This is a genomic window from Achromobacter deleyi, assembly GCF_013116765.2.
In the GTDB taxonomy this organism is placed as follows: Bacteria; Pseudomonadota; Gammaproteobacteria; order Burkholderiales; family Burkholderiaceae_B; genus Achromobacter; species Achromobacter deleyi_A.
On record NZ_CP074375.1, the window covers coordinates 62,022 to 75,293 of the forward strand.

Here is a 13,272-nt window from a genome sequence, read left to right on the forward strand (position 1 = left end):
TACGCAAGGTTTCGGCACTACCGGCCTTCGCGTTATAAGGAATGCAATGCGGCTTCGACATTTCCTGCGCCGCGCCGTATCGGGAGCGAGCCATGCGCGACATCGTGCAATTGCGTCCGGAAGGCCTGTATTGCCCGGCCGGGCGGTTCCACATAGATCCCTGGCAACCGGTGGACGTGGCCGTCCTGACCCACGGCCACGGCGACCATGCCCGTGCGGGCATGGGCTGCTATCACACCAGCGCGGAAGGGCTACCCATCCTGCAGTGGCGCCTGGGGGCGCAGGACTACCGCGTCCATGACTATGGTCAGGCCTTCACGCTGGGGGAGGCCCGCGTGTCCCTGCATCCGGCGGGTCACGTCCTGGGGTCGGCCCAGGTCCGCATCGAGGCCGAAGGTCAGGTCTGGGTAGTCTCCGGAGACTACAAGCGCCAGCCCGATCCCACCTGCAGCCCCTTCGAGGTCGTCGCCTGCGATACCTTCATCACCGAGGCCACCTTTGGCCTGCCGATCTACCGGTGGCCGAGCGCCGCCGACGTGGCGCAGGACATTGTGCAATGGCGCGATCATTGCGCCGCGCGAGGCGAGGCCGCCATCTTGTATTGCTATGCGCTGGGCAAGGCGCAGCGGTTGCTGGCGGAACTGAAGCCGTTCATGGACCGGCCGGTTTATCTGCATGGCGCCATCGCGGCGGGCGTGGAGGTATATCGGCGCGCGGGCATCGTCATGGCCGACACCCGGCTGGTCATTGACGCGGACGGCGCGCCCGCGGCGCCGGGTACGGGATTTGCTGGGGAATTGATCCTGGCGCCGCCGTCGGCGGCCGGCAGCGCGTGGCTGCGCCGGTTCCGCAAGGCGCAGCACGGATTCGCCTCTGGCTGGATGCGGCTGCGCGGCAACCGGCGCCGGCGCAACATGGATCGCGGCTTTGTCGTCTCCGACCACGCGGACTGGCCCGACCTGCTGCGCACGATCCGCGAGACCGGAGCGCGCCGCGTGATCGCCACGCACGGCGACACCGACGCGCTGGTGCGCACGCTGAACGAAGCCGGCGTGGCCGCCGAAACCTTGGCCACGCAGTACGGCGAGGACGACTAGGGCCTGTACACACTGAAAGGAGCCTCGCGCAGGCCCTGGGAGACGGACCGAAGCATGAAGCGATTCGCGGCCTTGTATCAGGAGCTGGACCGCAGCACCGCCACCTTGGACAAGCGTGCGGCGCTGGTCGCGTACTTTCGCGATGCGCCGCCGCGCGATGCCGTCTGGGCGCTGTATCTGCTGGCGGGCGGCAAAGTCACCAGCGCTCGCCGGAAGATTGCGGCGGTGGGCGAACTGCGAGCCTGGGCCGCGATGGCATCGGACACCGCGCCCTGGCTGGTGGACGCCAGCTACGACCAGGTGGGCGACCTGGCCGAGACCCTGGCGCTGCTGGTTCCGGACCCGCGGCAGGCGGCGCCTGAACGCGGCCTGGCGGACTGGATCGAAGAGGTCCTGGTGCCGGTCGCCAATCGCGACGAAGCCGAGCGCCGCGAGGTGGTCGTGGCGGCCTGGCTGGGCCTGCCCTTCGATGAACGCCTGGTCTTCAACAAACTGCTGACCGGCGCGCTGCGCGTCGGGGTGTCGCAGCGCATGGTGCAGCAGGCGCTGGCGGAAATGTCGGGAGTGCCGATCGCGCGGATCGCGCAGCGCATGCTGGGCGCATGGACGCCCAGTCCCGCATTCCTGCGCGATCTGCTCAGCGCGCAAGAACTCCCTGGCGACCGCCAGCAGCCGTATCCCTTCTTCCTGGCTTCGCCGCTGGAAGGCGACCTGGCCGGACTCGGCGCCATAGAAGACTGGCTGCTCGAATGGAAGTGGGACGGCATCCGCGCGCAGCTGATCCGGCGCCGCGGGGAAGTCGCGCTCTGGTCCAGGGGCGAAGAACGCCTGGACGGACGCTTTCCCGAAGTCGAGGCCGCCGCCGCCGCGCTGGATAGGGATTGCGTGCTGGACGGGGAACTGCTGGCCTGGCAGGACGACACGTCCGGTCCGATGTCGTTCTCCGCCCTGCAGACCCGCATCCAGCGCCTGAAGCCGGGTCCCAAGTGGCTGGCCGAGGCGCCGGTGCGGATGCTGGCCTATGACTTGCTGGAGTTGAACGGAGCCGACTTGCGCGACCTGCCGCAAGCAGAACGGCGCAACCAGTTGGAGGCGCTGCTGCGGCGGCATCCCGACCCGCGCCTGCGGCTGTCGCCGGTCGTGGCGCCGGCCAATTGGGAAGACGCGCGGGCGTTGCGCGCGGAGTCGCGCGAGCGCGGGGTGGAGGGCTTCATGCTCAAACGCCGCAGCGCCGCCTACCAAAGCGGCCGCCGGCGCGGAGACTGGTGGAAGTGGAAGATCGATCCTCTTACCGTGGACGCCGTGCTGCTGTATGCGCAATCCGGCCACGGTCGCCGCAGCACGCTCTATACCGACTACACCTTCGGCCTGTGGCAAGGCGATGCGCTGGTGCCCGTCGCCAAGGCCTATTCCGGGCTGGACGACAAAGAGATCCTGGAATTGGACCGCTGGCTGCGGGCGCACACGCGGGAGCGTTTCGGCCCGGTGCGCTCGGTCGATCCGGTGCAGGTGTTCGAGCTGGGCTTCGAGGGCGTCAACCTGTCGAAGCGGCACAAGTCCGGCGTGGCGGTGCGCTTTCCGCGCATCCTGCGCTGGCGGCATGACAAGCCGGCCGAGCAGGCCGACCAGCTGGACACACTGAAGGCGCTGGCGCGATGAGCGGCGCGCCCCGCGGCCGGGACGCGCCGCTGGCGCGGTGGTTCGCGGCGCGGGGCTGGAAGCCCGCGCCATTCCAGCGCGAGACCTGGCGGCGGTATCTGGCGGGCGATTCGGGCCTGCTGCATACGCCGACCGGCAGCGGCAAGACCCTGGCGGCCTTCGGCGGCCCATTGCTGGAAGCGCTGGCCGCCGATGCGACGGCGTGCGCGCCGGCAGGCGAGGGGCCGCGCGTGCTGTGGGTGACGCCGCTGCGGGCGCTGGCCGCCGACACGGCGCGGGCGCTGGCGCAAACCGCCGGCGACCTGGATGTCGCATGGACGGTCGCATTGCGCACGGGGGACGCCAGCGCGCGCGACAAGCGACTGGCCCGCCAGGGCAAGGCGCAGGTGCTGGTGATCACGCCCGAGTCCCTGGCGCTGCTGCTGTCGTATCCGGACGCGTCCGCGCGTTTTCGCGCGCTGCGCTGCATCGTGGTGGACGAGTGGCATGAACTGCTGGGCAACAAGCGCGGCGTGCTGCTGCAGCTGTGCCTGGCGCGGCTGCGGCGCCTGTCGCCACAGGCGCGGACCTGGGGCCTGTCCGCCACGCTGGGCAATCTGGAGGAAGCGCGCGCGGTGCTGCTGCCGCATGCGCCGGACAGTCCGCTGGTCGCGGGCGCGCGGCCGCGCAAGGTGCAGGTCACGACCCTCTTGCCCGAGCGCAGCGGCGCATTGCCATGGGCCGGGCATCTGGGCCTGTCCCAATTGCCGCGAGTCTTCAAGCGCATCTTCGATGTGCGCGCCAGCCTGCTGTTCACGAACACCCGCGCGCAGGCCGAGCTGTGGCATCGCGCATTGGAATCGATCTGGCCCGAAGACCTGGCCACGCTGGCGCTGCACCATGGCTCGCTGGATCCCCGGCTGCGGGCCGCGGCCGAGCAGGGCCTGCGCGATGGCGCCATCCGCTGCGTGGTGGCCACGTCCAGCCTTGATCTGGGCGTGGACTTTCCCGCCGTGGACCAGGTGTTGCAGATCGGCAGCCCCAAAGGCGTTGCCCGCCTGCTGCAACGCGCCGGCCGCGCCAGGCATCGGCCGGGCGAGTCCGGCCACGTCATCTGTGTGCCGGCGCAGGCGCTGGAACTGATCGAGTATGCCGCGGCCCGCCAGGCGATCGCGCGCGGCGAGATCGAATCCAGGCGACCGCCGACCGGCAGCCTGGATGTGCTGGCGCAGCATGCCGTGACGCTGGCGCTGGGCGGCGGATTCGACGCGGACGCGCTGTATCGGGAGCTGCGTGGCACGCATGCCTATGCGGCGCTTGAGGCCGGCACGTGGCAAACCGTGCTGGATTTCATCGTGCAGGGCGGCCGCGCATTGGCGCAGTACCCGGACTTTCACCGCGTCGTGCGCGATGACGATGGCTGTTACCGCGTGCATGACCGCCGCATCGCGTTGCGTCATCGCCTGTCGATCGGAACCATCACCGCCGACGGCGCCGTGGCTGTGAGGTACCTGCGTGGAGGAAGCCTGGGCTCGGTGGAAGAAGGCTTCCTGGCGCGCCTGCGCCCGGGCGACCGCTTCCAGTTCGCGGGCCGAGCGCTGGAGCTGGTGAGGCTGGAGGGCATGACCGCCTATGTGCGGCGGTCCAAGGGCGGCGACGGGCCGGTCGCGACCTGGCAGGGCGGACGCATGCCCTTGTCCACGCAATTGGCCAGCGAAGTGGAGGGCCTTTATGCGCATCCCGGCCCGCATCCGGAAATGCGTGCCGTGGAACCGCTGCTGCGGATACAGCAGCAGGCCAGCAGCCTGCCAGACCGCGGACGGCTGGTGGCCGAGCGGATCGGCACGCGGCGCGGCCTGCACTTGTTCCTGTTTCCCTTCGCCGGCCGCGCCGTCCACGAAGGCATGGCCGCGATGATCGCGCTGCGCTGGGGCAGGCGCCAGCCGAACACGTTTTCCTACACCGTCAATGACTACGGCCTGATGCTGACGTTGGCGCAACCCGCCGCATTGGACGGCGCGCTGCTGCGGCAACTCATGAGCCCGGAGCGCATGGCCGACGACCTGCGCGACGGCGTCAACCTGGGCGAGCTGGCGCGCCGGCAGTTCCGGGAAATCGCGCGCGTCGCCGGCCTGCTGACGCCTTCGCTGCCGGGCAGGGCGGCGCGCTCGCTGCGCCAGGTGCAGGCTTCCAGCGGCCTGCTCTACGATGTGCTGCGCCGCTACGATCCGGATCATCTGCTGCTGGCGCAGGCCGAGCGGGAGGTCTTCGAGTTGCAGCTTGAAGCCCCGCGCCTGATGGCGGCGCTGCAGGACTGCCGGAACCGGGAGCTGGCGCTGTGCGAACCCCGCGCGCTGACGCCTCTTTCGTTTCCGCTGTGGACGGAAAGCCTGCGCGGACAGCTCAGCACGGAAACCTGGCAGGCCCGCGTCAAGCGCGCCGCCGCGCAACTGGAGAAGCGCTATGCCCGGATCACCGGATGAGGGGCTTGCCGTCGCGCTGGCCGGCGAGCCCGTGGTCCTGCTGGGCGCGCGCGCCATGCATTGGCCCGCGCGATCGCGGCTGATCATCGCGGACCTGCATCTGGGAAAAAGCCATGTGTTTCGCCAGGCCGGCATCGCGGTGCCGCGCGGCGCCACGCGGGATGACCTTCGACGCCTGGCGGATCTGGTGGCGGCGACCGCGGCGCGGGAACTATGGATCGTAGGCGATGTGCTGCACGGCCCCGCGTCGCGGGCCGCCTGGCGCGATGCCTGGGTTGACTGGCGGCGGGAGCATGCCGGACTGGATGTCGCGGTCCTCACCGGCAATCACGACCGCGCCCTGGACGGCGAGGCCCTGGGCGTGCGCCAGCTGGGCGACGCGCGTGGCGATGGTCCCTTTCTGTTCCGCCATCTGCCGCGCACGGATCCGCAGGGCCGCCATGTGATCGCGGGTCACGTCCATCCCAAGACCCGCGTGCCGGGCGTGCCGCGCAGCTGGCCTGCGTTCTGGCTGCGGCCGGAGATCACCGTGTTGCCGGCTTTCTCCGATTTCACCGGCGGGCACCTCGTTGGCGCCGGGCAGGGAGATGCGCTGGTGGCGTGCGTGGAAGGCGCGGCGCTGCCCGTCGGATGGAGGTAGCTTTGCCAGCGCACCACGGCAAGGCCGGACAACGATGGATAGCGTGCGTCAGCTTTCAGGCGGCTTATGCGCGACGGCGACGGCCACCGAGCCGCAGGGAAGGCGGTACTTGCCTCCTCCCAGCCAGGTGACGGGTTCCCCGGTCGGCAGTGTGCACACGTACTTGGGCACGGAGGAGACATCCTGGCTCCTCTTTGCAATCAAACGCCGTTCGATGCGGCAGGTTGAACGATCAGGGAGCTTTACGATTACGTCGGACAGCCTTGATCCCGAAGCCATTTTCTTCTCCTGAATGTCATGCTTTTTGTGCCGGATGCGGCGATTCTGGCCTTGAGGCGCAGTCACGGTCGCATGGCTTCTATTCTTAGCACCCACGCCAGGATTGGCCTATCCGCCTTTCAGTGAATCGGCCCTAGTCGAGATGCAGCAGACGAGCGGGAACACGGTTTGCTGGGAGTTTCGGATCCCCTTGAAACAGGAGCCACGCCATGACCAAGTCCAAGGAAAACGCGCCGGCCAGGAACACGCCGGACAGGAGCGAGGACGATACGCCCCGCAGCACGCAAGCAAGCCATCGCGACACGCAGAATCGCACCAAAAAAGAGGGCCATGTGTCCCAGATAGGCACCGGGCAGGATCAGCAGAGCCAGCGCAACCGGGGCCAGGGCGCCCGGAGCAAACCCTGAGCCTCCATCGGCGGCTGAAAGACCTATACTTTCTGATCACGCACGCTCCGGCACGCGAAATGGGCGTTTGCCGCCTCACCCCGCGCGGCGTCTGCCGGGCATCGGTGCTCAGGGTCATGGCCCCTTCCCCAGGAGGCGTATCCCATGTCGCGCCCCAAGAGATAGACGGCTTGCTGTAGACGTTGTTTGGAAGCATCACCTTCAAGGAGGTGTGTGATGAACAAACTGTCCAGTGGCGCCCTCGAAGCATTGAGCGCCTCGGTAAGAGGCCAGGTCCTGGCGCCCGGCGATGCCGGCTACGACGATGCCCGGAAAATCTGGAATGCCATGGTTGACCGCCGGCCCGCCGTCATCGTGCGGTGCGCAGGGGTTTCCGATGTGCGCAAGGCGGTGGATTTCGGACGCGAGAACAAGTTGTTGATTTCGGTGCGCGGCGGCGGCCACAACATTGCCGGCACCGCCGTTTGCGATGACGGGATGATGATAGACCTTGCGCCGATGAAGTCGGTGCGGATCGACCCCGGGCTCGCCAGGGCCTATGTGGAGCCTGGCGCCACGCTGGCCGATCTTGACCACGAAGCGCAGGCGTTCGGCCTGGCGGTGCCCTTAGGCATCAATTCGACGACCGGCGTCGCCGGCCTGACTTTGGGCGGGGGCTTCGGCTGGCTCAGCCGCCGGTTCGGCCTCACCGTCGACAATCTGTTGTCGGCGGATGTCGTCACCGCGGACGGCCAGTTCCTGCACGCCAGCGAACAGGAAAATGAAGACCTGTTCTGGGCGATCCGGGGCGGGGGCGGGAATTTCGGCGTGGTCACCATGTTCGAATTCCAGCTGCATCCCGTGGGGCCGGAGGTATTCGGGGGGCTGGTGGTGCTGCCGCTGGAACAGGGCAGGGAGGCACTTGTGAAGTATCGCGAGGCGCTGCGGACCATGCCCGAAGAACTGACGGTATGGGCCGTGCTCAGACAGGCGCCGCCGCTGCCGTTCCTGCCGGAATCCGCGCATGGCAAGCCTATCGTTGCGTTCGCCGTCTGCTATACCGGAGCCGTGGAGAAGGGACCCGACGCCGTCGAGGTGGTGCGGGCGCTGGGCAAGCCGTACGGCGAGCATCTGGGTCCCATGCCCTATGCGGCCTGGCAGAAGGCCTTCGATCCCTTGCTGACGCCGGGGTCGCGCAACTACTGGAAATCGCACAATCTTGAATCGCTGCAGGACGGCTTGATCGACGCCGTGATCGCCGCGGTGGAGAGCGTGCCGTCGCCGCAGTGCGAGATCTTCTTCGGCCACATCGGCGGCGCCCCGACGCGCACCCCGGTTCCCACAACCGCGTATCCGCACCGCTCGGCGCAGTTCGCCATGAATGTGCATGGGCGTTGGGACGATCCCAAGGACGATGACCGCTGCATCGCATGGGCGCGGGAAATCTTCCGGGCCACGGAGCCTTATTCGCAAGGAGGGGTTTATGTGAACTTCCTGACCCAGGAAGAGACCGGCCGGGTAGGCGCGGCCTACGGGGCGAACTTTGACCGGCTGGTCCAGGTGAAGACCCGGTACGATCCGCAGAACCTGTTCCGGCACAACCAGAACATCAGGCCGGCTGCGCCCTGAGGGGCCGGGAAGTCACGGGCATCGCGTTTCAGGCAAGCTTGACCATGCGGAGCAGATTCGTGGTGCCGGCCTCGCCAAAGGGCAGGCCGGCGGTAATGGAGATGGTATCGCCGGATGTGGCCAGTCCTTCGGCGCGTGCGATGGCGCAGGCGGTGTCTGTCATTTCGTCTACGCTTTCGACACCCTGCGTCTGTACGCAATGCGTGCCCCAGACCAGGCCCAATCGGCGTGCCGTGGTGCGCTTCGGGGTCAGCGCCAGGATATCGGAGCGCAACCTTTCACGCGCGGCGCTCAGGCAGGTGGCGCCAGAGTCCGTGTAGGTCACGGCGCACGGGATGGCCAAGGCGCGGGCGACCTCGCGCAGAGACAGGGCGAGGGCGTCCGCGATGCTGGGGGTGGCGCTTGTCATCGGCTGAACGGCATCCTGTGCCGACAGATGAGTCGTGTCTGATTCCACCTCGGCGATGATATGGGCCATGATGGACACGGCTTCCAGCGGGTGCGCGCCCATCGCGGTTTCGCCCGACAGCATGACGGCGTCCGCACCTTCATAGATGGCGGTGGCGACGTCCGAGGCCTCGGCCCGCGTGGGGATGGGCGCGGATATCATGGACTCCAGCATTTGGGTCGCCACGATGACCGGCCGGCCCCGCTGACGGCATTCGCGGATGATGGCGCGCTGCGCGACAGGCACCTTCTGAGGAGGCAGTTCCACGCCCAGGTCGCCACGGGCCACCATGATGGCGTCGGCGGCCTGGACGATCTCCCCGATGCTCTCCAGCGCCTTGGGTTTCTCGATCTTGGCGATCAGCCAGGCGCGGCCGCCGACGCGGGCGCGCAGGTCCTCGATATCGCTTGCGCGTTGCACGAACGACAGCGCAATCCAGTCCACTCCCAGGGACAGGCCGAATTCGAGATCGGCGATGTCCTTGGCGGTCAGCGGGCTGAGCGGCAGGATGGTGTCGGGCACGTTGACGCCTTTACGCGCGCTCAACATGCCCCCGACCACGACTCGCGTGTCGATATGGGATGGCGTGCTGGCGATTACCTCCAGCCTCACGCGGCCATCGTCGAGCAGCAAGGATGCGCCGGGGCCCATATTGGCCAGGTAGATCTCCGGATGCGGCAGTTCCACGCGCTGGTTCGTTCCCGGGGCCGGGTCCTGATCCAGGCGGAACGACTGCCCCGCCACCAGCGTCACCGATCCTGCCTGGAACTGCCCGATCCGCAGCTTGGGCCCCTGCAAATCAAGCAACACGGTGGTCGGCCGGTTGTAGGCGGCTTCCAGGGAACGGATCACATCAAAGCGTTGACGATGATCATCGTGAGAGCCATGACTGAAGTTCAGGCGGAACACGTCCACGCCGGCCTCGAACAGCGCCTTGATCATTTCCGGCGAAGAAGAGGAGGGGCCCAGCGTGGCGACGATCTTGGCTTTGCGGTTGCGCTTCATGTGAGTCTTAACGATTGACCGAACGTGCCGGTATGGTGAGGATAAGCACGGCGCCGATCAGCGCGATGCCAGCCAGAATATACAGGGCCATGCCGGCCGAGCCCGTCGAGGTCCGTACCCACCCCACCAGGTAGGGACTGACAAACCCCGCCAGATTGCCGAAGGAGTTGATCATCGCGAGCCCACCTGCCGCCGCCATGCCGCCCAGGAACGCGGAAGGCAGCGGCCAGAACATGGGCAACGCCGTGAAGAAGCCCATCGTGGCCAGGGTCAATGAGGCCAAGGCAAGCATGCTGGTCGGCGGGAAGTAGGCCGCGCCCATCACGCCTATGCCCGCCATCAACACCGGAACGATCAGGTGCCAGCGGCGTTCGCGTTTGCGATCCGCGGAATAGCCGATGATCAGCATGGTGATGGCGGCCGCGATGTAGGGCACGGCGCTGACCAGGCCAATGGCCGTGCTGGACTCGATGCCGCTGGCCTTGATAAGGGTGGGCAGCCAGAAGCTGATGGCGTAGACACCCATCTGGATGCAGAAGTAGATCATGCACAGCGTCCAGACGCGGCGGTCTTTCAGCGCCAGCACGAAGCTGTTTTGTTCCTGGGTGTTGGCCTCGGCGTTCAAGGTCTCGGTCAGGGCCTGCTTTTCGTCGCCGGTAAGCCACGTGGCGTCGTTCACGCGATCTGTCAGCACAAACAGGACGGATATGCCGATAAAGACCGTAGGCAGGCCCTCGAGCAGGAACAGCCATTGCCAGCCGTCCATGCCCATGCTGCCGTCGAAATGATCCAGGATCCAGCCGGACAAAGGACCGCCGATGATGCCAGACACCGGAATGGCGGCCATGAACAGCGCGGTGATCCGGCCGCGCCTGGCGGCGGGGAACCAGTAGGTCAGGTACAGAATGATGCCAGGGAAGAATCCCGCCTCCGCCACGCCGAGCAGAAACCGCAGCACATAGAACGCGGCCGGCGTTTGCACAAACATCATGGCGGCCGAGATCAGGCCCCAGGAAATCATGATGCGGGCGATCCACCTCCTGGCGCCCACGCGGTGCAGGATCATGTTGCTCGGCACCTCGAACAGGAAGTAGCCGATGAAGAAGATCCCCGCGCCCAGGCCGTATATCGCCTCGCTGAACGAAAGCGCGTTGGACATCTGCAGCTTGGCAAAGCCGACATTGACCCGGTCGAGATAGGCAAAGAAGTAGCAGACGAACAAGAACGGAATCAACCGCCAAGTGACCTTTTTCAAGGCGCGCTCGACGATCTGCTCGCGCTCGCTGCCGCTATCGATGGGCGGGCGTCCCGCCAGGGTGTGACCAACGCTCATTGCATGTCTCCGATGTTGTTTTAGTGGTCCGGGCCTTAGCGGCCCGCAAGGGCGGCTGCGCCGATGAAGTCGCCGGGGCGGTCATCGCCGGTCTCAAGGCGGATGCCCTCGTTCCATTTCGCCATGCGCTCCGAGCGGGCAAATGAACCGACCTTCAATTGGCCCGCGTTCCAGCCCGTGGCCAGATGGACGATCGCGACGTCTTCGGTCTCCCCCGACCGGGCGGACACGATGGTGCGAAATCCGGCGTGCCTGGCGGCATCCAGCGCCGCGCGCGTTTCGGTGACCGTGCCGGCCTGGTTCGGCTTGATCAGGACGGTGTTGCAGGCCCCCTTGGAGGCTGCTTGCGTGACGCGCTCGGCGTTCGTCACCAGATAGTCGTCGCCAACCACCTGGACTTTGTCGCCTGCCGCCTTGGTGAACGCGATCAGCCCGCGCTCGTCATCCTCGGCCAGAGGATCTTCGATCGAGACGATGGGATATTTGCCGATCCAACCCAGGAGCTTTTCGCACAGGCCGTCCGAGTCCAGGGATTGGCCTTCCAGCGCGAGTTGATACTGCCCGTTGCGGCCAAATTCCGAGGCTGCGATATCCAGCGCAATGGACACATCCCGGCCGGGTTCGAAGCCGGCTTTCTCGATCGCGGCGACCAGGGTGTCCAAGGCGTCCTCGTTGCGGGCGAAGTTGGGCCACCATCCGCCTTCGTCGGCGATTCCGGCCTGCCCGCTACGCGCCACCATCAGTTCCCCGGCGGCCCGATACACTTCGGCGGTCATCTCCATTGCCTGTTCGAAGCGTTGGGCGCCGGTCGCGATGATCATGAAATCCTGCACATCGACGCGCCGGCCCGCATGCGCGCCTCCCCCGAATATCTGGACTTGAGGCAAGGGCAGATGAGTCGCCTGCGAACCGGCGAGATACCGCCATAGCGGCTGGTTCGCATCCGCGGCGGCCGCATGCAGGACCGCCAGCGAGGTGGCGATCAGCGCATTTCCGCCCAGGCGCGATTTCGTGGCGGTCCCGTCCAGTGCAATCAGGGCGGCATCGATCCCCGCCTGGTCGCTGACCTCGCGTCCGATCAGGATAGGGGCGATTTCCCGGTTTACGCCGGCGACAGCTTGCATCACGTCGAGCCCGCCCAGGCGCGTACCGCCATCGCGTAACTCGACGGCTTCACGCGAGCCGCGCGATGCGCCTGCGGGGGCGATGCCGCGGCCGGAACTGCCTGATGCGGTGGTGATCTCGACTTCAACGGTAGGGCGCCCGCGCGAGTCCCAAATGCGGCGGGCCTTTACGTTGCTAATGACGGTCATAGGGAAAATTCCTTGGTCCAGTGATCGCGGATCTGGCTGAGCTGATCCGCGGGCGATTGAAGTAGGGAGATAGCCGCTGCGCGAATGCGGCCGCGGGCGTTGTCATTCAGATATTCGGCCGGCGATTTGCCGTCGATGCGGGCCAGCGTCAGGGCGGGCAGCAAATGGGCCACGCGCTGCTCAAGCGCGCGCGGCGATTCGAAATCCGCATGGGAGAAATAGGCATCCACGAGCGCCTGGAAGGCCTGCATCAGCGCGCCGAGGTGCTGCGGCATCCAGGCGGCTTTCAAGAGCAGGTGATTCAGGCAGAACGCCACATCGAATGCAGGTTCGCCGTACCAGGCGCATTCGGCGTCCAGCAACACCGGGCCAGCCGCGCCCACCATGATGTTCTTGGGGCTGACGTCGCCATGCACCAGGACCTTCCGGTTGCTTTGCGTCAACTTGACGAGATCGAGCAGGCGCGTGGCCAATGCCGGGTGCACCCGCGCGGTCTCGACCAGATAGGGCTCCAGACGAATCGCATAGAAATTCTCGTCCGTGGCGAATCGAGTCCGGAGGACCTCGTCGCCGGCCGTGGCCTGGTGGATGCGGCCCAGCACGTCGCCGACTTGCCGGGCCACCCCGGCATCGACCTGGCCGGCGAGCAGGGCGGTTTTCCAATTTGTGTAGTCGCCCGCCAGATACTCCATGACGAAGCACTTGGACGCGGCGTCCTGCCCCAGGACGCGCGGCACATTCCCCGGCACCACGGTGGCCGCCGTGTTCAACCAGTCAATCTCAGCGAACACGCGGTCCACCGGCACCAGCCATTCCTTGGCCACTTTGAGTTGGGGCAAGGCCTGCTTCAGGCAATAAGTTCCGGAGGCCAGCTCAATCCTGTAAATGCCGGAGGACACGCCTCCCGTCAGCGGGGTGATCACCGGTGTTTCCCCGGTCTTTGCCAAACCCAGTTTCACGAGCAATTGCTGTAGCTCGGCAGGGGTCTGCGTCAGGTCCACGAATTCCATGGTTAGTCTCT

At 66.8% G+C, this 13,272-nt stretch carries 10 protein-coding genes; 6 read left to right on the forward strand and 4 right to left on the reverse strand.

The window, feature by feature from the left end; all coding sequences use genetic code 11:
* Window positions 1–92 precede the first annotated feature (92 nt).
* From HLG70_RS00285 to HLG70_RS00310, 6 genes are all read left to right on the forward strand, one after another.
* Window positions 93–1,097, forward strand: a complete 1,005-nt coding sequence (locus tag HLG70_RS00285; protein ID WP_171667738.1) for a ligase-associated DNA damage response exonuclease — start codon at window positions 93–95, stop codon at window positions 1,095–1,097.
* A gap of 54 nt (window positions 1,098–1,151) precedes the next feature.
* Entirely contained in the window at window positions 1,152–2,756 is a 1,605-nt protein-coding gene (locus HLG70_RS00290; RefSeq protein ID WP_171667739.1) for an ATP-dependent DNA ligase, read from the forward strand.
* Window positions 2,753–5,218 carry a ligase-associated DNA damage response DEXH box helicase gene (locus tag HLG70_RS00295; protein WP_171667740.1) on the forward strand — a complete coding sequence of 822 codons (2,466 nt, stop codon included), beginning with the start codon at window positions 2,753–2,755 and terminating at the stop codon, window positions 5,216–5,218. The genes HLG70_RS00290 and HLG70_RS00295 overlap by 4 nt, the downstream gene beginning before the upstream one ends.
* The gene (gene pdeM / locus HLG70_RS00300; RefSeq protein ID WP_171667741.1) at window positions 5,199–5,858 is read left to right on the forward strand and encodes a ligase-associated DNA damage response endonuclease PdeM; all 660 of its coding nucleotides are present in this window, start codon (window positions 5,199–5,201) and stop codon (window positions 5,856–5,858) included. Before HLG70_RS00295 ends, pdeM begins: the two co-directional genes overlap by 20 nt.
* A 488-nt stretch (window positions 5,859–6,346) precedes the next feature.
* Window positions 6,347–6,544, forward strand: a complete 198-nt coding sequence (locus HLG70_RS00305) for a hypothetical protein (RefSeq protein ID WP_171667742.1) — start codon at window positions 6,347–6,349, stop codon at window positions 6,542–6,544.
* Window positions 6,545–6,760: 216 nt separating this feature from the next.
* Complete coding sequence (locus tag HLG70_RS00310; protein ID WP_171667743.1) at window positions 6,761–8,152, forward strand: FAD-binding oxidoreductase; 1,392 nt, start codon at window positions 6,761–6,763, stop codon at window positions 8,150–8,152.
* A 28-nt stretch (window positions 8,153–8,180) separates the two neighbouring features.
* Here the strand turns inward: HLG70_RS00310 and pyk are convergent, their stop codons facing one another.
* From pyk to HLG70_RS00330, 4 genes are read right to left on the reverse strand one after another with little or no spacing between them, the layout of a single operon-like run.
* Window positions 8,181–9,605, reverse strand: coding sequence for a pyruvate kinase (gene pyk, locus HLG70_RS00315; protein WP_171667744.1), 1,425 nt, complete (start codon window positions 9,603–9,605; stop codon window positions 8,181–8,183).
* A gap of 7 nt (window positions 9,606–9,612) precedes the next feature.
* Window positions 9,613–10,938: an MFS transporter gene (locus tag HLG70_RS00320; protein ID WP_171667745.1), complete on the reverse strand. Its 1,326-nt coding sequence runs from the start codon at window positions 10,936–10,938 to the stop codon at window positions 9,613–9,615.
* Between the two features lie 35 nt (window positions 10,939–10,973).
* A complete protein-coding gene (gene eno, locus HLG70_RS00325; RefSeq protein ID WP_171667746.1) occupies window positions 10,974–12,251 on the reverse strand; it encodes a phosphopyruvate hydratase in 1,278 nt (425 codons plus the stop codon).
* A complete protein-coding gene (locus tag HLG70_RS00330; protein WP_171667747.1) occupies window positions 12,248–13,261 on the reverse strand; it encodes a phosphotransferase in 1,014 nt (337 codons plus the stop codon). Before HLG70_RS00330 ends, eno begins: the two co-directional genes overlap by 4 nt.
* Between the last annotated feature and the right edge of the window lie 11 nt (window positions 13,262–13,272).